We start from the raw sequence: 24,459 nt of genomic DNA, 5'->3' as shown, positions 1-24,459 counted from the left end.
CGGTTCAGAGCGACCGATCGCTTAAAACAACTCATCGCTGCCCATGCCGTTGGCGTTGAAGTCTTGGGCTTCTCCTGCCGAGACGCTGAAGTCGTCGTTGCCGGTGTAGCCCCAGACCTGGTCGAAGATCGCGTCGCTGGTGATCGCGGCGAGTGAGCTGCGGTCGTTGGTCGATGACCACTGATTGAGCAGGATCAGCAGCGCGGCGTCGTTGTCGGTGGAACGGCTGTAGAGCGCGGCGCCGAAGGTTGCGTTCACGGCTTGGCTGGTCCAGCTGCTCGATTCGTTGGCGAGGCGGCCGCTGATCAAGAGGTCGTCGCCGGCGTTGCCGTTCATGTTGTCGGCGCCGCCGCCGCCGATCAGCACGTCGTTGCCGTCGCCGCCGAGCAGCAGGTCGTTCCCTTCGCCGCCGCTGAGCAAGTCGTTGCCGACCGCGCCGCTCAGTATGTCGTTGCCGCCACCGCCGTAGAGGCGGTCGTCGCCGGTGCTGCCGTCGACAGTGTCGTCACCCTCGCCGCCGTAGACATAATCGTTGCCGCCGCCGGCGCTCACCTGGTCGTTGCCGCCGCCACCGTAGAAGACATCGTTGCCGCCGAGCGCGCTGAGAATGTCGTTGCCGCCGATTGCGGAATCTTGCGCGAGGGGCAACGTGCCGGTGAGTTCTTCATCGCCGATGACGATGTTGTCGCCGCCGCTGGCGTTGATCTGATCGTTACCGAGGCCGCCGACGATGAAGTCGTTCCCCATGCCGCCCGAGATGTAATCGTCGCCATTTTCGCCGTGGATTTCCATCGGGAAGGTGACGTTCGAGTGCGTCACATAGTCGTTCGCATCGCCGGCGTACGTCAGCGTTTTGCCGTTCATCGGGAAGTCGACGAACGTCGTGTTCAAACGGACGCGCACGCCGTTCGGCTGCGTCGGCGACGGGTTCAGCGAGAAGATAATCGTGTCGGGCCCACTCGAGCCGCGGACCAGCGTATCGCCGAGTTGCAGGTTGAGCAGCTGATGATTGGTGATGAAGTTGAGATCTTCGATCTGCGTGTAATTCAGCGGCTGGAGACCGGGGCTCGCGATCACGCCCGAGAGGGTTGCGAGCACGAACGACGAACCGAGCGGCACGCCGCTGAGATCGAGATTGAGCACGTCGCCGACGCTGTCGCCGATGGTGCCGATCGGCGCGGTCGGTTGACCGCCGTCGATCGTGATCGCCGTGCTCGCGCTCGGACGAATGCCGCGCACGCTGTCGGCAACCGTGAGTCCCGCGTTGCCAGAGCCGGTGCCGACGATGCCCGGCGCGGTCGCACCGAACACATCGTTGCCGTCGCCCGGGTTCGGATTCCCCGGCGCGTCGCCGTAGAGCGCGATCGTCGAAACGCTGCTCGCCGTCGCGGTCGGCGCGGGGCCGGTGCCACCTTGTTGATCGGAAGTGAACAGCAGGAACTGATCGGCGCCAAGCCAACCGCTGAGCGACACGATCGACAGATCGTGCGCGGGCGAAGTGTTCACGAACTGGGCGTCGATCGTGTCGTTGCCGGTCGTGCCCGTGTAATTCAGCGTGTCGATGTTGCGGAAGATCACATCGTCGCCAGCGGCTGCGTTCACACCTTCGACGCGATAATCAGCCGATGCGGTTGGATTCACCGCGTTGATGAACACCGTGTCGCCCGTCGCGTCGGCAGTATCGATGATCGTCAGCGTGTCGTTGTTCGCGGCGAGCGATCCATCGGTGCCATCGACGATGACCGGCCCGACGATGTCGTCATCCGGTCCGCCCGCGGCGCTCTGCAGCACGAACGAATCGTTGCCCGTGCCGCCGAGCAGCGTGACCGTGCCCGTGTTGCCGCTCGTGCTGAAGACGCGAATCGTATCGTTGCCCGTGTTGCCGATGAGAGTCACACTCGGGTTGTTCGTCTGACCGCTGCCGAAGCTCGCGAGGTCAATCGTGTCGGCATTCGCGAGGGCATCGATCGCAATCGAACCGAAGTTATTGCCGCTGAACGTGAGCGGCGTGTAGCCGGTGGCGCTCACGATCGTGTTCGCGCCGCTGCCGTTGATGCCGAACACATTCGCGGCCGAATCGCCGATGATCTGCAGCGCGCCGGGAGTCGCGCCGGTGCCGGTCCGCTCGGCAGATTCCGTCCGCACGAAGTAGGCCTGCAGCGAAGCCGCGCCGGAAGCAACCAGCACTTCGCCTTCGTTGCCGGCAGCGCCGGTGCCGTTGCCGATCGCGTACGACAGAGCCGCATTCGCGCCGGTCAAGTTGAAGAGCAACTTATCAGCACCGCCGTTGCCATCGAGCAACACCGAGCCGACCCCGGCGAGATTCAAGTTATCAGGAATGCTCGGCGCGCTGCCGGCGAACGTCGGCAAACCGCCGACGTCGCTGATCGTCAGCGTGTCATCGTCGCTCGAGCCGAGATAAGTAAACGACTGAATCTGCGCGCTGGCTCCTTGGAAGATCACACCGACGTCGTCGTTGTCCGGCACTGCTGCCGAACCGGTCCGTTCGACCACCAGATTCGCACCGCTGCGCCGCAGCGTGATCAAGTCGGGCACGCCCGTGTTGCCGAAAGCCGAGAGATTCGCATCGAGCGACAGATGGAACGGCGCGTTGGCGTTCATCTCTTCGATGCTCGTGTACGTCACACTCTTCAGCGGACTGTTGAGAGTCCACACGCCGCTGCCGATGCTGCCGAGCGTCAGCTGTCGGCTCGTCGTCGCCGTCAGATCGAGATTGAGCACGTCGCCGGTCAGCGTCATGTGCGGCGCGAGACCATTGACCGTCACCGCAGCGTTCGCTTGCGGCGCGAGATTAAACGTATCGTTGTCGCCGTTGCCGTTGAGCACGGCTCCACTCGGCGCGGTGATGGTCCCCGTCAGCGCGAACACACCGCCGACTCCGGCGTCCGCAACACCGACGTCGATGTTCACCGTCGTAGTCGTGCCGCTCACGAGATTGCCATTCAGCGTCGCATTATCACCCGCATTCAGCGTGATCGCGCCAGCCGAATTCACATTCACGGCTGCCGTCAGCACAATGTCTTGCCCCACACCCGCCGCATCGATGGTCGAGAGCGTCACATTGCCGCTCGTCGTGGTGCTCACCGTTTCATTCACGGTCAGACTGCCGGTCGCACTCACGTTCACATCGCTGGCCGTCGCGCTCACACCCACCAGCGCGCTCACGCCACCGATGATCAAGTTGCCAGTGTTCGCCAAAAATACCCCACCGCTGCCGCCGCTCGCTTCAAGATTCGCCAGCGTCGTCTCAATCGGATCCGCGCTCGTGCCCACACCGGTTGCAGCTTGCAGCACGATGCTCGTGCCCGTCACATTATTATCATCATCCGCATCCGTGATGCTCGTGCCGGCTACAATCGAACCACCACTCGTAGTCACATTGGCAATGGCCGCGCCGGCCGTCGTCGTCAGCGTGAACGCCCCAAGCGCCAGCGTCGAATCATTCGTGCCAACGTTATCACCCGCACCCGCAAAGCTCGACACCGTTTCATTCGCGAGCAGTTGCACCGTGCCGCCGAGCCCAACATTCACCACACCGGCAGTATCGAGCACCGCCGCGCCACCGCTGAGTTGCAACACACCACCATTGGCATTCGTCGTCCCGGTATAAGTATTCACGCCGCTCAGCACCAGCGTTCCCGCGCCGGTCTTCGTCAGCGAACCCGGAGTCGCCGCCCCATTCACAATCGGCGCGCTCACGGTCAGTGTCCCCGTGACATTGAACGAACGATTCGCCGCGCCGGCAGTGCCGCTCAGTTCGACGTTGCTCGCGCCGATCGTACCGCTGACCGTTTCGACAATGATTGACGACGTACCGGTCGACGTCACGTTGCCGTTGAGCACGAGTCGCGAACCAGCATCGCCCGCCGTGAGGCTCTTTCGCAGGTTGAGCACGCTGTCGTTCAGCGTGAGCGAACCAACAGTAGCGGTGCCGATCGTCGGGCTCGCGCCGTAGATCGCAAAGCTGTTGTTCGCCTGCGGCGTCGAACCGGGCGAAGCGTTCATGTTCGTCAGCACCAGGTTGCCGAACGCAATCGTCGTGCTGCTGTTGGCGAGGAAGATCGTGTTCCCCGCGCCGCCGGTGAACGTGCCGGTGCCGGTGATGTTCCAATTCGAATTCGCGCCGGTCGAGAACGAACCGCCGGTCATCGTCAGGTTGGCAAACGTCTCTTGAATATTCGGCAGCGTGCCGGTGTTGAACGACGTGCCGTTGAACACGCTCGCCGCGCCACTCACATTCACACTCGCCGTATCGGCGATCTGATTGTTCGCACTAAACGTCACCGCGCCGCCGTTGATATCGAGCTGACCCGGAATCGCATTCACGCCCGCCGTCTTGTTCAGATTCAGCACGCCGGCCGAAACCGTCGTGGTGCCCGTCTGCGTGTTCGCCGTGGCGCCAGCCAGCGACAGCGTTCCCGCGCCACTCTTCGTCAAGCTCACCGCGCCGCTGATCACGCCCGTGTAGATGTCGGTGCCGCTCGCCAGGTTCACCGTCAGCGTCGCCGCCAGCGTGCTCGTAACCTGCATCGTCACGTTCGCACCCGTCACCGAGTACAACCCGGCCACCGTTTGATTCTGACCGTTGAGATCGACAATCGCCGGCGAAACACTCGCGTTGTTGCCAAGGGCCAGCTTCGTTCCCACCGGCAACCGATCGGCGCCACCGGCAAGTCGCAGCGTACCAACCACCACCGTCGTATCGCCGAGATACGTGTTCGCGCCGCCGCTGACCACGACGACACCCGTCGTGTCGCTGCGCACCGTCAGACCACCCATCGCGCCGGCTTGTCCACCGCTGATCGCACCACTCAACGTCAGCGTCGCGGTGTTCGCCGCGCCCACGCGATTGTTGGTCGCCGCGTTGCCGACGATCACCGGGCCAGCCCAAGTGCTCGAGCCCGCAAAGCCGTGCAGCGCGCCCTGACTGTTCGTGCCACCCGTACCATTGATCGTGATCGTCTCGCCCGTCACCGTCACGGCATTGAGTTGCAACTGCGCATTACTCGCCACCTGCGTCGCCCCCGCCGTCGTACCGAGCGCGCTCGCATTCGAAATCTGCAGCGTCCCGGCCTGCACGTCGGTCAAACCGCTGAACGTATTCGTGCCGCTGAGCGTCACCGCGCCGGTGCCGCTCTTCACCACATTCCCCGTGCCGCTGATCACCCCCGGGAACGAACCACTCGTGACAATCAGGTTCGCATTTGCCGAGTTAAAGAACCGCGTCACAATCTGATCACCCGCACTGCCGGTCAGCGCGCCCAGCGTCACGTTGAGTTCGTTGTTGGCCAGATCCTGCACCAGACGCAATTCGACATCGCCACCACCGGCCAGCGAAGCCGTGGTCGCCGAGTAATCGCCACCGTTCACGATGATCACGCCGCTGTAGCCGGGATTGGCAGTGAGGGCTGCCTGAATGCTCGCGAAGGCGCTCGTGCCGATCACGGCTGCTTGCATGCCAGGGGTTTCGGCGTCGCCATCGACGGTGCCGCTCCCCGTGAATTGATTATTCACATACAGGGCCGAAGCTGCCGGCGCGACAAGGACCACATCATTGCCATCGCCGCCGTGATATTGCAGCGTCATAGCTTTGCCGTCGACCATGACGGTGGCGCCCTCGGCGAGTCCCACAAACGTCCCGGTCGTGTCGCCAGCAACATTGCCGTCGTTATTGATGATCACATAAACCTGACCTGGCGTCGGCGCGAACGTTCCCGCTGCGCCGGTGTAAGTCACGGCCAACGTCGCCGCCGCGCCGATCGTCACGCTGCCGTTGCCGAGAATGGCCACCTGGTCGTAATCGGTGCCAGCCACGCTACCCGAGGGCGAACCAATCTGAATCGCCAGCGCGCCGTTCTCGACATAGTTGCCCGTCGTCGTTAGCTTGCCGATCGGCGTGCCCGGAGCTTCGGTACCGCCGGCATTCACAGTCAGCGGACTGGTGGTGCCCGAACCCGAAATGGTCGCGCCGGTTTGCACGGTCACCGAGGGGCTCGTGACAATCGAGCCATTCACCACCAGCGTGCCGCCGGTTACGGTCGTCGCGCCGTTGTAGGTGTTAGTTGCACCAAGCGTAAGCGAACCGCTGCCGAGCTTCGTCAGGGCGTTATTCGTTTGCCGGTAGCTCGGGCCATTGGTCTCGCGCACGAGCACGGCCAAACGCTTGATCGTGGTGTATGACGCGAGATTGGCTTGGAAGGTGTAGTCCGTGCCGCGAGTGCTCGGGTTGTTGCCGATGCCCGCATCGGGCGTCGCGTTGCGCCAGTCGTTGTAAGCGAGAATGGTTTGACCGGCAGTCAGCGGCCCGGCGCCGTCGAGATCATAGTTGTGAATCTGGAACGAGCCGTAACCAAGAGTCGTGTTTGATCCGCCATCGCCGAAATCGAAGGCCTGTTCGGTCGCCGCGCTGCTGGCATTGGGAACGCCGAGCGTGTTTCCTTGGCTGTAGCTGCTGGGCCAGAACTCGATGTTGCCGGTGTTGATGCTCGTGCCATTTACCACGCCCGCTACGTTGGAAGTAACGTTCATGTTGCTGACGTACTGCTGGAACATCCATAGCGACGGGCCGTTCGGAATGCCGATCAGGCCGAGGTTGCTGGTGAAGGCATCCATCGTCACAAACACATACTGCCGCGTCGGCGCAAACGTTCCGCCTTGCAGTTCCAAGTAGTAGCCGATGCGATCGAACGCACCAATCGAGGCCGTGTTATTCAGCGTGTAGGGAAACGCTACGGCGCCATTCACACTCGACGGCAAGTTACCACTCTCGAGCGCGAGCGTATAACGGCTGGCTTCGGGAACGTCGGAGAAAATCGAGCTGACACCCGCTGTCGGCGCTACACCAACATCGGCCCCAGTACCCGAGATCACACCGTTCAAAACGATGTTGCCAGCGCCATCGGCTGACAAGCGCGACGAATTGAGATTGATCGTGCCGCCGACCGTGAGCGTGCCGGCCAACGAAGCGAGGCGCAGTTCGCCCAGGCTGACAGGGCGAGCAGTGATCGGGCTGGTCGCGGTGAGCGTGTTGTTGCCACTGACGTTGACGAGTGCGCCAAGCTGACCCGCAGCGCCGACGCCGTCGAGTCGCAACGTTTCGCCGTTGATATTCACGCCGCCTTGCACGGCCAGCGTGGCGCCATTTTCCACGAACGTGCCCGCGGCATTCGATCCGAGCGCAGCCGTGGCTCCGCTGAGCAACAGCGTACCGCTGTTGACCGTGGTCGTTCCGTTGTAGGTATTCGCGCCGCCGAACGTGACGGTGCCGGTTCCCAATTTGACGAAGCTATTGTCGGTCTGGCGGAAGGTCGGTGTCGTCTCCTTCACCAGTACGGCCATCCGCTTGATCGTGTACGTTCCGACATTGGCCGCAAAAGTCCAGTCCGGGTTGTAGTTGCCACGACCAGTATTGGGGTCATTACCGATGCCGAGCGCGCCGCCCGTGCCACCAGCGCCCCAATTGTTGTAGGCAAAGATCGTTTGGCCAGCAGTTCCCGTCCCCACGCCATCGACATCGAAGTTGTGAATCTGCATCGAGCCGTGGTTGCCGCCGGCCGAGCGCGTATCGCCGAAATCCAGGTTGCCGGCGTTCGCATTGGGAACGCTGTTCGCATTGGCAGCGCCATAGTCGTTGGGCCAGAATTCGACATTGCCCGTCGCAAGCCCCACGCCGTTGTAAACGCCTGAGACGTTCGAGACGACGTTCATGTTGTTGACGAACAGCTGGGCAATCTTGGCCGCGGAGTTCGGAATGTTGATCAGCGTGTCGTCGGCTTGGAAGGTGTCCATCGACACAAACACGTATTGCAGCGCGCCGGTGGCGGTTTGCAATTCGACGTAGTAGCCCATCCGGTCGTAGCTCGACGTGATGGCGGCGGAATTGTCGACCGTGTAGGTCGGCGCGACGGTGTTGAAGTTCGCCGTGGCGGGAATATCCAATTCATACTCCAGCGAGTACGCGCTGGCTTCCGGCACATTGGCGTAAACGCCCGAAACGCCTGCCGGTAAAGCCGTGCCGACATTCGCGCCAGCGCCAGAGATCACACCGTTCAGAACGATGTTGCCAGCGCCATCAGCGCTGAGCTTGGAAGAGTTGAGATTAATCGCCGCGTCGACCGTCAACGTGCCAGCCAGCGAAGCCAGCCGAACTTGACCAAGATTGATCGGCCGGGCCGTAATCGGGCTCGTGGCGGCAATCGTGTTGTTGCCGCTCACATTGACGAGCGCACCCGATTGGCCGAGTGCTCCCACGCCGTCGAGGCGCAGGGCTTCGTTGGCAATGTTCACGCCGCCCGCAAGTGCGAGAGTGCTGTCGGACTCCACAAAAGTTCCCGCCGTGCCGTCGCCCAGCGCCGCCGTAGCGCCGCTTAACAGCATCACGCCGCCCTTCACCGTCGTGCTGCCGTTGTAGGTATTGGCCCCGGCCAGGGTCAGCGTGCCGCTTCCTTGTTTGATGACGCTGTTATCGGCGTTGAAGACCGTGGGAGTTGTCTGCCGGGCGAGTACGACGAGGTTTTTGATCGTGTAACTGGAAACGTTTTCCGTGAACGTGTAATCCGGGTTGCCAGTCGGGTTGTTGCCAATGCCGATGCTTCCTTGGCCCGCAGTTCCCGTATTGAAGTGCGTGACCGACATAATGGTCTGACCGGCCGTCAACGGACCTGCGCCGTCGAGATCGTAGTTATGGATCTGCATCGAGCCGTGACCGTTGGCTGCCGTCGATGCGCCGCTGTCGCCAAAGTCATACAGCGTGGCGCTGGCATTCGTCGGACTGGCGGCCTGGTTCGGCGGCGTAACGGTCGTGTTGAGCGCCGCCCCAAAATTGCTAGGCCAGAATTCAATATTGCCGGTCGCGATGTTGGTGCCATTGACCACACCCGCCACGTTCGACGTGACGTTCATGTTGGCCACCGGAAGCTGGAACATCCAACCACCGTTGGGCACGCCAATCTGGGCGTCGTTGGTGGTGAATGCGTCCATCGTCACGAAGACATACGAGGGGCCCGTGCCGCCGCTATACAACTCCAGGTAATAACCGATGCGATCGAACGGCGCCGTGAAGGCGACGTTGTTGTTGATCGAATAAGGGAGGCTGACGTCGTAATCGAGTGCGTTCGAGATCGGTAGTTCGTAGATCAGCGAGTAACTGCTCGCTTCGGGAACGAGATTGAACAACTGCGTATTGGTGGCTGCATTTTCGACTGGCACGCCAGTTCCCGATGTTCCCACGCCACTGATAACGCCGTTGATCGTCGTATTGCCCGGACCGGCTACGGTCAGCTTGGAGTAGCGCAGATTGATCGGAGCATCGACCGTCAACGTATTGGCTTGCGAGTAGAAACGGAGTTCCCCCAGGCTCACGTCATCGGCAGTGATCGGGCTCGAAGCCGCAATCGAATTATTGCCGCTGACATTAATCAGCGCGCCTTGCAACGCACCCGGGCCGGGGCCCGTTCCAGTTAACGACAAGCTTTCGCCAGCGACCGTCACTCCGCCCTGCAAAGCGAGTGCTGCGCCGTTGTCGACGATCGTCCCCGCAGCCGCCGTGCCTAGCGTGGCTGCTGCGCCCGAAAGCGTCAGCGTACCGGCTTTGACATTCGTTACGCCGGTGTAGGTGTTCGTGGCGGTCAAAACAGTATTGCCAGCGCCGACCCTCGTAACGCCAAAACCGCCCGAGATCACGCCGTCGATATTTAATGTGCCAGCACCACCGATCGAAGTTGGGCCGGTCATCGCGACGGTCCCGCCAACGGTTCCTGTGCTACCCGCACCAGTCACAAGAGCGCCCGTGCGGCCGACACCGGCACCGATGATCGAAATCCCTTCCGTGCCGATGTTGGCACGCACATCGAGCGAGGCATCGGCGGTGATCACCGTATTGCCAGCCGTCGTTCCCAGCGCCGTCGCATTGCCCGCGATGATCGTGCCGGCCTGGATGCTGGTCACACCCGTGTAGGTGTTGGCGTTGCTCAAAAGCACCGCGGCGGTGCCGGTCTTGTTGAGCCCGAAACCGCCGCTGATCAAGTGGTTCATCGTCACCGTGCCGACGGTCGCGTTGATGTTGCCGACCTGAATCGTCAGCGCGCCGGTCATCGCCACGGCATTGGCGGCGTTGTTCATAACGATCGTCGTCGTCGCGCCGTCGTCACGATTGAAAATAACAGTGCCCGTCGTCGGCAGCGTGACCACACCCGTGAGAGTCAGCGCCGCGCGCCCGTTGATGCCGCCACCCGATTGCACGGTGATCGGATTGCCGATGGTCGAGGCGTTGGTCTGCAGATCGAGAATGCCGCCGTTCTGAATCAAGATTGGAATGGCGGCGCTGCCCACGTTGTTTTGACTGACATAAAACAGCCGGCCGTTATTGATCGTCAGGGTGCTAAAACCATGGACGATGGCTGCGGTCGAGAAGATGAGATCGCCGGCCCCCGTTTTCGTGAAGGGAAATGCGCCCGTGATCGTGCCGTTGTAGGTCAAGCCACCCGTCACGTTCGCCGTGCCACCGGTTCCGGAAAGAGTGATGCCGCGGTTGGCATTCAGCGTGAAGCCGGCCGTCGTTGTCAGTGTGCCGCCGTTGAGCACAATCGCATTGGCCACGACTGCGCCTGGCGCAGCGCCGAGCCCAGCATCGGCGGCCACGGCAATGGCCCCGGCGTTGATGGTGGTGTTGCCGGTAAAGGTGTTCACACCCGAGAGCGTTTGCGTACCTGCGCCTTGTTTAATGATGTTACCCGCACCCGAAATCACGCCAGTGAAAGCCGTGCTCGTAGCATTGCCCAGCGTCAACGCTTGGCCAGCGGTGGTCAGCGCGATAGTGGGCGTCGTATTCGTCGAGGAGAGCGCGCCGATCGTTTCGCCGTTCGCGGCGTTGAGGACGAGCGCAGCATTGCCGGCTAGATTCAAATTGGTCGCATCGGGAATGACGTTGCCTGTGCCGAGGTTATACGTATTGGTGCTGGTCGTTCCTTCGAGCGAAATGAGCGGCGTGTTGAAGGCGGCATCGAAGCTGTTCACATTGACCGTGTCACCGCCGTTGGTGATCACCGTCAGCGATGTCGTCGGCGCCGTGAAATCGACCGATTCGCCCAGCGTACTGTCGATGCGAGTCATGCCATCGCCAGCGATGTTGTCGCTGATGGTGACGGTTTCGGCAGCGCCGGTAAAAGTGAAGCTGCGTGTGGCCGCGGAGAGATTGTCGACGACCGGCTCGAGGCCCGTGTAGTTGATATTTCGACCGTCGACCGCAATCGCGCCATCGTTTTCGTTGACGAACGTGTAGTCGACGCTATCGACCGTGCCGTTTTGCAGCACGATCTGATCGCCTGGATTAGTGCTGTTCTGCAATCCGCCCTGAAAGAACAGACCGCCAGGGAGAATCGGATTGCCCTGCGAAAAGTCGACCGTCAGGGTATCGTCGCCGTTGCCGCCGATCACATAGATGGCGTTGGCAAAGATGACCGCCTGCGGCACCTTCAGCTGATGGTTGTCGTCGCTCAGCTCCGCGCCGGGAATGTTCGTGCTGGTGAACGGCACGAGCTCATCGGTGATGATCACGTTGCCTTCGAGGTCGTTGGTGATCGACAACTTGTTGTTGTAGATCGGGCTGCTCGCCGCATTGATGACTAGGCCCAAGCCGTTGACTTCCGCAGTGGGATTGTCGAACCATTGCGGCCCGTCGTCGCCGTGCAACACCACGCGTGATTCGAGAGCTTCGAGAAACGCGCGCCGCCTGGCAGAAGGAGCTTGTGACGACCGTTTGTTGCGCTGCGTCAAGAAACGACGAAACATTGCCCGAGTACGGCTCAGCATGGAGAGGTACCAAAACAGAGTGAGAGAGGGGTCGAGAGAGGCCACCTCCAAGCGCCCGCAGTAGCAGTAAGGCTAGCTACGGAATCTGGAGCGATAGATCGGAATATACCGACGGACGGGCCGAAAAGCCAATACTGAGATAGCTTTTTATGCCTGTGCGGGGGAACCGGCCCCAGAGGCGGAAAGCCCGGGGGAAAGAAGCTTTTCGGCAGGTATTTAAAAAGTCCTGCGGAAGTGAAGGTTGGAGGTTCAGGCTCTCTTGGAGTACCATTCTGCGCAAGGACTTACCACGATTGTCATTCCAAGAAAAAGCTCGTCGACGAGCTTTTTTGAAGTCGCTGGCGCCGTAAGTAAGCACCCCGATGAGATGCTAACGCTCAGCAGGATCGATTGCAGTCTTTAATCTTGCGGTTGCTGCCGGATGAGGCGTTGTTGGCGGCGATATTCAACGGCGACAAACCTGCCGAGTTGGGTGGGAGAGTCGAAACGCAGCTTTTGAGAGATGCGTGAGCGGTGAACGTCGACTGTTTTTGCGCTGATGCCGAGTTGAGATGCGATTTCCTTGGTGACTCGGCCTTGGGCCATTTGCTCCAGGACTTCTTTCTCGCGCGTCGTCAGTTGCTCGATCTGTTGTCGCGTGAGTTCTTCTTCTTTGAGCTCCACAAGTTCCGCCAGCAGTGATTGCTGTGCTCTTTGCACGGCGCTCAGTAGCTTCTGCCGTGGACAAGGCTTTTCGAGAAAGTCGGTCGCGCCCAGCTTCATGGCTTCGACGGCTGTTGCGATGTCGCCGTGACCCGTGAGCATGACGAAGTTGCAACCTGAGCGAGATGCGAGTTCACGGCAGAATTTCAAGCCGGTCATGCCTGGCATGATCAGGTCGACGATCACGCAGCAGGGCGTTTGCACAGATTTGCAGTCGCTAAACTCGGCCACACTGGCGTGGGTCTGAACGGGATAACCGACGGATCGCAGCGTCCACTCGAGCGAGGCTCGCACATCGGCGTCGTCGTCGATTACGTGAACATGAATTGGTTGGTTCCGGCGAAATCCCAGGTCGTCCCGAAGAAGAACCGAATCATCCGCAAGCGAATTCATGGGGGCGGCCTCAATCGAAGTTGCAGTTTCAACGGTGAAAATGGAAGCAAATCACCCCTCGTTTGCCCCCAAACGAGTGATGATCGTAAGGCGAACATCGGCATTTACTGTCAAAAAATGACATACAAAATCGACTAAGGAAAATCCCGATTCGGTCGCAGCACGGCAAGAACGCCGAAAAGCCATACCCACCAAGGCCTTTCGCGATGCCGTCATACTGGGTAGCCTACGAGGTCTCTGGAATTTGCGATGATTGACTTCGGATACCTGCCATGTTCGAAGAGGCTGGCTTCATTGGAATATGGGAATGTGACCCCGCGTCGGAACGGGATTGGGTAGATGTTGCGCTGCAGGAATTTCTGCAAGCAGTCCCGGTTGTTCGCGGCGAGAAAAAGCCGATTTCGCTGCTAAGTGTGCTCAGCGCCGCCGATTGCAGTCGTTTGCTGGCGGCCGCGCGCCTGGCGGTCGAATCTCGTGCGCCGTTGGCGGAAGAATTCGAACTGAACGGCACCGCCAGCGCGGTCTGGAGAATTCGTCTGCAGGGAGGCGTTCTGCCGTCGGGGCAAGCGGGTCGAGTGGTAGCGTCTTGCCGTTGTGAATCAAAGCCAGCGGAACCTTCTTCGGAGGAGGAACTGCGGAAGTTCATGACGAACGACCTGGTTGATTCCATTCCGCTCTTCATTGTGATTCTGAACCACGCCGGTGATTTGCATTACGTCAACCGGCGCACGGCAGAGTTCTTGGGATGGTCTCTGAAAGAACTCCAGGAGAAGGATTGGGTCACGGAGTTTCTGGAGCCGAGCGAACAGGCGCGCATTCAGACGGCCATGGCCAACTCTTATCTGGCCAAAGGGATGGAAACGGTGCAGACCCGCATTCGTTCCGCTACCGGTGAGATTCGCATCCTGGAGTGGAACGGATGTTCGGCTTTTCAACCTGGCAACAACTCGGGCTGGATGGTCGGCGTGGGCTTGGATGTCACCGAGCGTGAAAATGCCGAGCAAGCTTCGCGGCTGAAGCAGCGCGCGCTCGAGCAATCGATCAACGGCATTGTGATCTCCGACATGCAAGCCCGGCTGACCTTTGTCAATGAATCGTTCCAGCAAATGCTGGGCTATGATTCGCCGACAGAAATGTTGGGAATGTTTGCCTTAGATTTATGTGAGGATCCAGCTGCCGGCGCACGCGTGATGGAGACCGTGCTGGCCAACGATGCCTGGGTCGGCGAGTTGAACTTTGTTCGCAAGGATCGCAACCTGATTGTGTTGCTTGTCTCTGCGACCTTGCTTCGCGATCAAGATGGCCAACCGCAATCGCTGATGGCTTCGACGATCGACATCACCGAGCGCAAACGGCACATGCGGGAGCGTTTGCAGATTCAGGAGGCGTTACAGGCCAGCGAACAGCATTATCGTCAACTGTTCGAAACGATGACCGAAGGATTCTCGCTGCACGAGCTGATCGTGAACGACCAGGGAGAGCCAATCGATTACCGCTATCTCGACGTTAACCCCGCCTTCGAAACGTTGATGAATGTGCGCCGCGCCGATGTCATCGGCAAGCTGCATTCTGAGTTTCCTAGCGATGATCGCGAATTCTGGGTCAAAACCTACGGACAGGTCGCGCTCACGGGTCAGCCGTTGCGCAGCGAATACGTCCATCCGAAGACGCAGCGGCAATGGATTGTGTTGGCGTATCGTACGCAACCGCTGCAATTCGCGGTTCTCTTTAGTGAGATCTCGAACTGGCGAGAAGCCGAACAAGAACGGCAGATTGCGCACGATCGGTTGATGATGATCATCAACAAGGCGCCGCTCATTTTGTTCTCACTCGATCGCGATGGCTGCGTGACTGCGTCAGAGGGGCGCGGTCTCGCCCGCGTGGGATTGCGTCCTGGTCAACTCGTCGGCAAGACGATTGCGGAGGTTTATCCTGCGGCGACGCCATCTTTGCGCGCCATCGAACGTGCCTTGTCTGGGGAATCGGTCAATTTTTTGGCCGAAGGTCAGGGAGTCTTTTTTGATTCGCACTATGAGCCCATTCATGACATTGACGGCAAAGTGATCGGAATGACGGGTCTGGCTGTCGACATGACGGAACAGACTCAAGCCCAGGCCAGGCTGCGCGAAAGCAGCGAGCGATTGCAACTATTGCTCAAATACGCGCCTGCCGGCGTCGCGATGTTCGATCGCGATTTGAAGTACATCGCTTGCAGCCTGCGCTGGCTCGTTGATTACCGACTTGAGGGGCAGGATCTGCTCGGTCGCTCGCATTACGAAGTCTTTCCTGAAATTACGCCGCGCTGGCGCGAAATTCACAACCGTTGTTTACAAGGCGCCGTCGAACGCTGCGAACGTGATATGTTCAAACGCGCTGACGGTACCGCAACCTGGTTGCGCTGGGAAATTCAGCCCTGGCGCGACGCGGAAGGAAACATCGGTGGCCTGGTGTTCTTCACCGAAGATGTCTCCAAGGATGTGCAGGCGGAAGAGGAAGTTCAGTCTCTGCGCAATCAAGCGGCGCATGCGGGACGGATTGCGACGATGGGCGAAATGGCCGCGGGCATTGCCCACGAACTCAATCAGCCGCTCGCAGCGATCAGCCTGTATGCCGAAGGATGTGCCGCCGCGGCGAACGCCGGCGCGCTGTCGCAACCGGATTTGATCGAAAAATTTAGTCAGATCGGCGAACTCGCCAATCGCTGCGGCGAGATCATTCGCCGCTTGCGGGCCTTTGCGACCAAGCGAGAAAGCCGCCGCTCAACGCAGGACCTGCGTGACATTCTGGCCGCTTCGCTGGAACTGCTGCGTCACGAATACCGAAACGCCGGCGTTCAATGCCGCGTCGCGATGCCGGAAGACCCGCTGTGGTTGTTTGCCGATACGATCGAACTGCAGCAGGTGTTCATCAATATCCTGCGCAATGCTCTCGAGGCCACGGTCGCTCAAGTGGGCGGCTTGTGGAGATTACCGCGGCGGCAATTTCGCCGACTCATTGCTGCGTTTCGATCCGTGACTACGGGGCGGGAATTTCACCCGCCGAAGTCTCTCAACTCTTCACTCCTTTCTTCACCACCAAGGCCAACGGCCTCGGAATGGGATTGAAGATCAGCGCGACAATCGTCCGCGCGCATCGCGGCGAAATCGACTGCAAACCCGCTGTTGGCGGCGGCACACAGTTCTCGATTCTGCTGCCACTCTCACCACCGCCGCGTTGAGCATTTGGTGGACTTTGCGCGCTGCTGCGGCGCACAGCTAAGGAATTTACCTACGAACCATCCGCATGGGGAGGCACTGGCTTTTCCGTTTCGGTAAGGCATGTATGTCTGGGTAAGTTTTTCATTCGTGCTGCGGGCAGTGAGAGCGAATATGACACGCGTGGGGCTGGTTTGCGAATTCGACGAGGTGTTTGAACACTTTCTCGTCGAATCGGGTTGCTTGCCTGCCGCGACCGTGGCAGAGGCCTGGCAAGCACGGTGGCGCGGTCCGCAATGGATGGGCGCAGTCTCGCTTTCGAGTCGGATGCTGTCTGTTCGCGAAGCCTCGGCGGTTTTGCAACTGCAGGCTTCGACCGGCGAGACCTTTGGAGCCTGCGCCAATCAGTTGGATCTGCTCACGTTGCCGCAAATCGCTGAGTTGACGCTGCTCGCCTACTGGCAACGTCGTTCGCTGAGCGAGTGCCTGATCCAAGACCAGGGAGTGGCCGAACGGGGCCTCGCCGATTTGCAACACATCCTGACAAGCATCATTCGCAATGCTCAGGAGCCGAAGGCGGCTCCGCAGTGCAGCGCAATCGCTTGCTCCTAATCCTCGCATACCTTTTGGCGGACAAACCATGAGCGACTTTGATTCCGATTTGATCGCCGAGTTCGTCGTCGAGTCGCAAGAAGGACTGGCGAATATCGAACAGCAGTTGCTGGCCATTGAATCTGCCGGCGCCGCGCAGGATGTGGAACTCGTCAATGGCGTGTTTCGCACGATGCATACCATCAAGGGTTCCGCCGGCTTCCTGGGACTCGATCGCATCGGCGCTTTGGCGCATGGGCTAGAAGAAGTCCTCGACAACATGCGAAATCGCGAAATTGCCACAAGCTCTGAGCTCGTAACATCCATCCTACGTGCTTCGGATTTCATGAAAGGCCTGATTGAGGCCATTGATACTTCGAATGAAGCCGACATTACTGACTACGTTGCCGAACTGCAGCAATATCTGCCGCACCAACAAGCAGCAGCGAGCCAACAGCCCGCGCCGGTAGAAGCGACAGTCGCTCACAAAATCGAGCTTAGTCCGTCGGTGCGTGAGTTCCTGAGCGAATGTTGCGAACAACTCGACAGCATGGACCAGGAACTCCTTTGTCTCGAGCAAGCCCCCGATTCGCCGCAGATTGTGCGAATCCTGTTTCGCTCGATGCATACGGTCACCGTTGGCGCCGGCTTACTTTCGTTGCGGAACCTGGAAAGCATTGCTCAAGCGACCGAACGGTTGCTGACCCAGCTGCGCGATGAAGCTAACCCTGTGTCGACCGACGCCATCTCTGCCCTCATGTCTGCCGTCGACAAATGTCGTGACATTGTGACTGCGGTTGAAAATGGCGACTGCGAAGCGACTATTGCCGTGGCCGCGGTTGTGGAGCGGTTGTCGCAAGGGAAGAAGACGCCGATCGCGGCGGAATCATCACGGCCGGTTGCCAGCGTTTGCGAACAACAGCCGGAACAGAAAACGAAAACCGCCGTACAAGAACATCCCGTCAGCGAAAAGTCGTCGAGCAGCGGCAGCGACACCACAATTCGCGTCGACGTCGGTCTGCTCGATAAGTTGATGACCCGCGTCGGCGAACTTGTGCTGGCCCGCAATCAGATCGTGCAATACACCGGTCGACTGGAAGATGCCACCTTTCACAGCACGGCTCAGCGGCTGAACTTGATCACCACCGAGTTGCAAGAAAGCGTGATGAAAACGCGGATGCAGCCAATCGGTAATGTGTGGGCCAAGTTTCCCCGCGTTGTACGCGATCTGGCCGGACAATTGCACAAGGAAGTGCGGATCGAAATGGAAGGTAAGGACACCGAGCTCGACAAAACCATTGTCGAAGCGATCAAGGATCCACTCACCCACTTAATCCGCAACTCTGTCGACCATGGCATCGAATCGCCGAGTGTGCGGCAAGCAGCCGGCAAGCCGACCGAGGGCCGCCTGGTGCTGCGGGCTTACCATGAAGGTGGTCAGGTCAATATCGAGATTTCGGACGACGGCGCGGGGCTGAACCTGGAGCGGATTCGCAAACGGTCGATCGAGCGCGGCTTGCTCTCTGCCGATCAAACCGCCCGCATGAGCGATCGCGAACTTTCGCAAATGATCTTTGCGGCAGGTTTTTCCACTGCGGAGCAAGTGACGAGCGTGTCAGGCCGCGGCGTGGGAATGGATGTGGTGAAGACCAACATCGAGCGCATCGGCGGCATCATCGAATTGCAAAGCGCACCGGGCGAAGGAACAACGGTCAAAATCAAGATTCCTCTCACGCTGGCGATCATTCCGGCACTCATCGTCACCACCGAAGGAGATCGCTACGCCATTCCGCAAATCAACTTGCTGGAACTTGTGCGACTCGAGGGGACCGATGCTCAGCGCAGTATTGAATACATGCACGGCGCGCCGGTCTACCGGTTGCGTGGCAAACTGCTGCCGCTGGTTTATCTTTCGGAACGACTTGGCTTGGTCTCGGGCGATCAGATCCGTTCGCGTCAGCAGCAAGTGGACGCTGCGTACAACATCGTAGTGTTGCGAGCCGACGATCGGCAGTTCGGCTTGATCGTCGACAAGGTGAACGACACCGAAGAAATCGTGGTCAAGCCGCTCGGCAAACAACTGAAGAAGATCGGCGAATATGCCGGTGCGACGATCATGGGCGACGGCGGCGTCGCTTTGATTCTCGACGTTAAAGGTCTGGCGGTGGCGTCGGGGCTGAGTGGTGAATTGAGGTCTCGCTCTGGGGCAGAAGAGAACCTCGAAACGCAACGCCACCGCCAGTCCTTTCAATCCGTACTGCTTGTCGACGTGGGCGATGCCCGCCGCTTTGCCTTGCCGATCTCGATGGTTTCAAGGCTTGAAAAAATCTCCAATTCGCTGGTCGAACTGGCCAATGGTCGCGAAGTGATTCAATACCGCGGCAAGATTCTGCCGCTCTTGCGGCTTGATGAAATCGTGGGCCGGGCTGCGACGGAGAATCAATCCGACGAACTGCAGGTAGTGGTCTACGACCAGCAGGGACATTCCTTCGGCCTCGTGGTGCGGCGGATTCTCGATACCTGCGAAGTCGCGCAGCAAGCGAATGCCGCCGAACAGCCGACGCCGCACTTGCTCGGCACTTGTGTGATTCAGCAGCGCGTAACCGATGTCATCGACATGCAAGAAATAGGTCGGCAACTGCGAACTCCTTCTCTGCAAACCTCAATTTAGGAAGCTGCCATGAACGAAACCGCCCGTCAGTATTGCACCTTCCGCGTCGATCGCTTGTTGCTCGGCGTCGAGGTGCAGCAAGTGCAAGAAGTGATCCGGTATCAGGCGATGACTCGCGTGCCGCTCGCCAACAAGGTGATCAGCGGCTTGATCAACTTACGCGGCCAGATCGTCACTGCGATCGACCTGCGGGAGCAACTCGGCCTGCCGCCGCGCGGGCCGGAGCGGAACCCGATGAATGTCGTCGTCCGCGACGGCGATGAAGTCGTGAGCTTCCTGGTGGATGAAATCGGTGATGTGATCCAGGTCACCTCCGATGCGTTCGAATTGCCGCCCGCCACCGCGAGTGCCAGTTTGCGCGATCTGATCACCGGCGCTTACAAATTGCCCGATCAACTCCTGCTCGTGCTCGATTGCAGCCGAGCTCTGGCGGAATCCGACCTGTGCGTCGCCGGTGACTCGCGCTTCGCTCGCTAATTTTCTCGTACTCAATAGTGCCCAATCTGAATCGCTCCACTTTTTTCAAGGATCGCTCAAATGCCTGCCGCTAAGTCGAAAGCCAAGACGAAGACCACAACCAAAACCAAGTCAACTTCGACGGCGAAGTTGACCGAACTCACCAACCTGATTTCGGCCATAAGCAAGGCGCAAGCCGTGATCGAGTTTGAAATGACCGGGACGATCATCACGGCCAATGAAAACTTCTGCAAAACGCTCGGCTATTCGCTCGACGAGATTCAAGGCCGGCACCACAGCATGTTCGCCGAAGAAACATTGAAGAACTCGCCTGACTACCGCGAGTTCTGGGCTCGGCTGAATCGTGGCGAAAGCCTCGTCGGCGAGTTCCGCCGCGTCGGCAAGGGCGGCAAGCTGATCGTCATTCAAGCTTCCTACAACCCGATCGCCGATGCTCAGGGTCGCCTGGTCAAGGTGGTGAAGTTTGCGACCGACATCACCGCCAGCGCTCTCGCCAATGCCGATCAGGCCGCCAAACTGACTGCCATCGGCAAGGCTCAAGCCGTGATCGAGTTCACCATGGATGGAACGATCGTCGATGCCAACGACAACTTTTGCAATACGATGGGATACTCGCTCGCAGAAATCAAAGGCCGCCATCACAGCCTGTTTGCTTCTGACTCGCTGAAGAACTCGGCCGAATATCGCGAATTCTGGACTCGCCTGAACCGCGGCGAAAACCTGCCCGGCGAATATCAACGCTTCGGCAAGGGTGGTCGCGAAGTTTGGATTCAAGCTTCGTACAACCCGATTCCAGACACCAACGGCAAGCTCGTGAAAGTGGTGAAATACGCCACGGAAGTCACCGCGGCCGTGAAAGCTCGGCAAGAAATGATCCGCATTCTCGACCAAGTCAACTCGAGCGCCGGCACGCTCGGTTCTTCGGCTGAAGAACTGACCGCCGTCAGCACGCAGATGGCGTCGAACGCGGAAGAGACTTCGGCCCAAGCCAATGTGGTTTCGGCTGCTTCGGAACAAGTTAGCAAGAACGTGCAGACCGTTTCGACCGGTGTGGAAGAGATGAACGCGGCGATTCGCGAAATCGCCAAGAACGCCACCGACTCGGCCCGCGTTGCTCAACAAGCCGTGACCACGGCAGCCACCGCCAACACGACGATCTCGAAGCTCGGCGACAGCAGCGCCGAAATCGGCAAGGTCATCAAGGTGATCACTTCGATTGCCGAGCAAACGAACTTGCTCGCCCTCAATGCCACCATCGAAGCCGCCCGCGCTGGCGAAGCAGGCAAGGGGTTTGCTGTGGTTGCGAATGAAGTGAAGGAGTTAGCCAAGGAAACCGCCAAGGCCACCGAAGATATCAGCCACAAGATCGAAGCCATTCAGGGCGACACCCGTGGCGCGGTGGAATCGATTCGCAAGATCGGCGAAGTGATCGCCCAGATCAACGACATTTCGAACACCATCGCGAGTGCCGTCGAAGAGCAAACTGCCACGGCCACCGAAATGAGCCGCAACGTCGCCGAAGCTGCGAAGGGGACTGCCGAGATCGCGCAGAACATCACCTCGGTTGCTCAAGCCGCGCAGAACACCACGCAAGGTGCAACCAATTGCCAACAAGCCGCCAGCGAACTCGCTCGCATGGCCGCCGAGTTGCAACAGTTGGGCGCCGGTGAAACGAGCGGAACCGAAGCGGCTGAAAAAGTGAGCCTGTCGCGTAACGGCAAGTCGCGTGCAAACACATCGGAATTGGTTCATAGCACGTCGCATGCTTAAGCCACTCCGAATTCGAGAACACAACAGGTGCAGAGCCGGCAAAGTCCGCCCCCCGGCCGGTTCTGCACTTGTTTTTTATATGCGTAAAGGTGAGCAGCAGATGAAAGCCATGGTGGTTGACGATTCGCGCCCGATCCGTCGGATCGAAGGCGACATCCTCAGAGAACTCGGGTTCGAAACCGTCGAGGCTGGCAACGGCCGGCAAGCTCTCGACCGGTTACAGGAAGGCGAATTGCCGCAGGTGATTCTCGTCGATTGGAACATGCCGGAAATGAACGGCCTCGAGTTCATCAAGGCAGTTCGCGGCGAAGCGAGGTTCAAAAGCATCGTCATGCTGATGGTGACGACCGAGATCGAAACCGATCAGATGCTGCGGGCTTTGAGCGCCGGCGCTGACGAATACTTGATGAAACCCTTTCAGAAGGACGGCCTGATCGACAAGCTGCGTCTGCTGGGAGTGGTTAACTGACATGCGCAAGATTCGCGTATTGGTAGTCGACGACTCCATCGTGATTCGTCGACTACTCACGGAAGCACTCAGCAGCGATCCGGAAATTGAGCTTGCCGGCACTGCGCCGAACGGGCGGATTGCCCTCGCCAAACTGCCGCAGCTCAATCCCGACCTGGTGACGCTCGATATTGAAATGCCAGACCTGGACGGGTTGGGAACGCTTCCTGAACTGCGGAAGAACTTTCCTAAATTGCCCGTCATCATGTTCAGCACGCTCACGGCGCGCGGGGCCATTGCCACGCTCGATTCGCTCGCGCGAGGTGCGACCGACTACGTGACCAAGCCGGCGAACGTCGGCAGCGTTGCGGCTGGCATTCAAAGCGTCAAAGATCAGCTGATTCCCAAAATCAAAGCCCTTTGCGCGCCTCCTGTGGCAAGCAAGGCGGCTGCGCCGAAGATCACCTGTCGCCCTGCGAGCAAAGGTCTACAACGGACCGATGCGATCGTGATCGGCTCGTCTACAGGCGGTCCGCAGGCGCTCGCCAATGTCTTGTGTTCGTTGCCGCAGAACTTGCCGGTTCCGATCGTCGTTGTGCAACACATGCCGCCGGTCTTTACCAATCACCTGGCCAACCGTTTGAACCAAGAGGGTTCGCTGGAAGTGCGCGAAGCCCGCAACGGCGACCTGGTTCAACCCGGCTTGGTGTTGATCGCTCCCGGCAACTATCACGTGCAACTGCAGCGAGTCGGCACGCAAGTGCGCGTCGTGACGCAGCAAGAGTCGCCGGAGAATTCCTGCCGGCCGGCGGTCGACGTGCTCTTCCGCTCGGCAGCGGAAGTGTACGGCGGAAATTGCTTGGGAGTCGTGCTCACCGGCATGGGGCAAGATGGCCTCCGCGGTGCGCGAGAGATTGTGGATCACGGTGGCAATGTCCTCGCGCAAAACGAGGATACATGCGTCGTGTGGGGCATGCCGCGAGCCGTGGTCGAAGCGGGCCTGGCCAATAAAGTGCTGCCGCTGGATGAAATCAGCGGCGCACTTGAAGAAGCAGCATTTCGCGGTCGAGTAGTTCGCGCGACAGCAGGAGCAGCACGATGACAACAGCTTGTTTAGCACCCGATGCCTTGCAATTTGTCTGCACGTTGGTGCGGCAGCGCTCGGCGATTGAACTCGACGATGCCAAGGCCTATTTGATCGAAGCCCGCCTGGGCCCAGTTGCCAAGAAGAATGGTTTTACCTCGGCAGCCGAGATGGTGACGAACCTTCGCGCCAAGCCGAATCAAACGATTCAGCAGCAGTTGGTGGAAGCGATGACCACCAACGAAACGAGCTTCTTTCGCGACATCCATCCGTTCGAAGCGCTGCGGCAACAAATCCTGCCGGCACTGCAAAAGCTATCGCTTAACCGCAAGCTCAACATCTGGTCGGCCGCCTGCTCGACGGGGCAGGAAGCCTACTCTGTAGCGATGCTGCTGCGGGAAAATTTCCCCGATCTGTGCGCTGGGAAGGTGCAGATTCTCGGAACTGACATTGCCGATGAAGTATTGGCCCGAGCCAGGGCCGGGGCTTTCTCGCAGATCGAAATGAACCGTGGTTTGCCCGCGAACTTGCTGGCCCGCTATTTCCAGCGTAAGGGCCTGCAATGGGAAATAACGTCCAATCTGCGCGAACTCGTCTCGTTCAACAAGCTGAACTTCATCGAGCACTGGCCGCCGCTGCCGACGATGGATGTGGTGTTTCTTCGCAACGTACTCATTTATTTTTCCCCGGCGACCAAACGGCAGATTCTCGAAAAGGTCCGCGCGGTGATGGCCCCTCACGCGGTGCTGTTTCTCGGTGCGGCCGAGACCACGATGAATCTCGATTCGTCGTTTGTGCGCGTGCAGGTCGATAACCAAGTCTTTTACAAATTGAAATAGCTCCGTTGAAATAGGCAGTACAACCCCATGATCGACGACGAAATCATTGACCAGATTGCGCAGGGCGTTTTTCAGATCATGCTCGAAATCGAGCTGGTGCGCGGTGAAAACACCGTGACGAGTGACGGCCTGTGGGCGACGATTCGCATCGACGGCGCCTGGAGCGGCAGCGTCGCGTTAGTATTTTCTGCCGAGCTCGCGCGCAACGCCGCTTGCCGGATGCTGAAACTATCGCCAGACGAGGTCACAGACGCCGACGAGTTGGAAGTCGCTGCCGAACTCGCGAACATGATTGGCGGCAATCTCAAGAGCCTGCTCCCCAGCCCATCGCAACTTTCGCTGCCTGTCGTCAGTTTGCAGAATGCTTCAGGCAGCGAATACTCGCAAATCGCGTCGCTCAGCGGTTTCGAAGGGAGCCTGGGAGTTTGTATTGCTACGAATGGTGCGAATTGAATCCGCAC

General features: G+C 59.5%; 12 protein-coding genes. 10 read left to right on the top strand and 2 right to left on the bottom strand.

Annotation, left to right across the window (positions count from 1 at the left end):
- Positions 1-21 precede the first annotated feature (21 nt).
- Together M9Q49_RS10755 and M9Q49_RS10750 are read right to left on the bottom strand one after the other, a co-directional pair.
- Positions 22-11,808 carry an autotransporter-associated beta strand repeat-containing protein gene (locus M9Q49_RS10755; protein ID WP_254508744.1) on the bottom strand — a complete coding sequence of 3,929 codons (11,787 nt, stop codon included), beginning with the start codon at positions 11,806-11,808 and terminating at the stop codon, positions 22-24.
- A 420-nt stretch (positions 11,809-12,228) separates the two neighbouring features.
- Positions 12,229-12,924 carry a response regulator transcription factor gene (locus M9Q49_RS10750; protein WP_254508743.1) on the bottom strand — a complete coding sequence of 232 codons (696 nt, stop codon included), beginning with the start codon at positions 12,922-12,924 and terminating at the stop codon, positions 12,229-12,231.
- A 272-nt stretch (positions 12,925-13,196) separates the two neighbouring features.
- On the opposite strand from M9Q49_RS10750, the gene M9Q49_RS10745 reads away from it, so the two are divergent.
- From M9Q49_RS10745 to M9Q49_RS10700, 10 genes are all read left to right on the top strand, one after another.
- Positions 13,197-16,028, top strand: a complete 2,832-nt coding sequence (locus M9Q49_RS10745) for a PAS domain-containing protein (protein ID WP_254508742.1) — start codon at positions 13,197-13,199, stop codon at positions 16,026-16,028.
- Positions 15,932-16,141 (top strand): ATP-binding protein, encoded by a 210-nt coding sequence (locus M9Q49_RS35725; RefSeq protein ID WP_254511835.1) that lies wholly within the window; start codon positions 15,932-15,934, stop codon positions 16,139-16,141. Before M9Q49_RS10745 ends, M9Q49_RS35725 begins: the two co-directional genes overlap by 97 nt.
- A gap of 151 nt (positions 16,142-16,292) precedes the next feature.
- Complete coding sequence (locus M9Q49_RS10735) at positions 16,293-16,730, top strand: hypothetical protein (protein ID WP_254508741.1); 438 nt, start codon at positions 16,293-16,295, stop codon at positions 16,728-16,730.
- Positions 16,731-16,758: 28 nt separating this feature from the next.
- Complete coding sequence (locus tag M9Q49_RS10730) at positions 16,759-19,380, top strand: chemotaxis protein CheA (RefSeq protein WP_254508740.1); 2,622 nt, start codon at positions 16,759-16,761, stop codon at positions 19,378-19,380.
- 9 nt (positions 19,381-19,389) lie between these two features.
- Positions 19,390-19,857, top strand: coding sequence for a chemotaxis protein CheW (locus tag M9Q49_RS10725; RefSeq protein ID WP_254508739.1), 468 nt, complete (start codon positions 19,390-19,392; stop codon positions 19,855-19,857).
- 60 nt (positions 19,858-19,917) lie between these two features.
- Positions 19,918-21,627: a methyl-accepting chemotaxis protein gene (locus M9Q49_RS10720; RefSeq protein ID WP_254508738.1), complete on the top strand. Its 1,710-nt coding sequence runs from the start codon at positions 19,918-19,920 to the stop codon at positions 21,625-21,627.
- 79 nt (positions 21,628-21,706) lie between these two features.
- Positions 21,707-22,096, top strand: coding sequence for a response regulator (locus M9Q49_RS10715; protein ID WP_254508737.1), 390 nt, complete (start codon positions 21,707-21,709; stop codon positions 22,094-22,096).
- A 1-nt stretch (position 22,097) separates the two neighbouring features.
- Complete coding sequence (locus M9Q49_RS10710; RefSeq protein ID WP_254508736.1) at positions 22,098-23,177, top strand: protein-glutamate methylesterase/protein-glutamine glutaminase; 1,080 nt, start codon at positions 22,098-22,100, stop codon at positions 23,175-23,177.
- Complete coding sequence (locus M9Q49_RS10705; RefSeq protein ID WP_254508735.1) at positions 23,174-23,998, top strand: CheR family methyltransferase; 825 nt, start codon at positions 23,174-23,176, stop codon at positions 23,996-23,998. The genes M9Q49_RS10710 and M9Q49_RS10705 overlap by 4 nt, the downstream gene beginning before the upstream one ends.
- Before the next feature lie 27 nt (positions 23,999-24,025).
- On the top strand, positions 24,026-24,451 hold the full coding sequence (locus M9Q49_RS10700; RefSeq protein WP_254508734.1) for a chemotaxis protein CheX: 426 nt from the start codon (positions 24,026-24,028) through the stop codon (positions 24,449-24,451).
- The last annotated feature ends 8 nt before the right edge of the window (positions 24,452-24,459 follow it).

Origin of the sequence: Anatilimnocola floriformis (assembly GCF_024256385.1) — a bacterium.
Taxonomy (GTDB): Bacteria; Planctomycetota; Planctomycetia; order Pirellulales; family Pirellulaceae; genus Anatilimnocola; species Anatilimnocola floriformis.
Note: the sequence above shows the minus strand (reverse complement) of the source record. Positions and strands in the feature narration are given on the sequence as shown.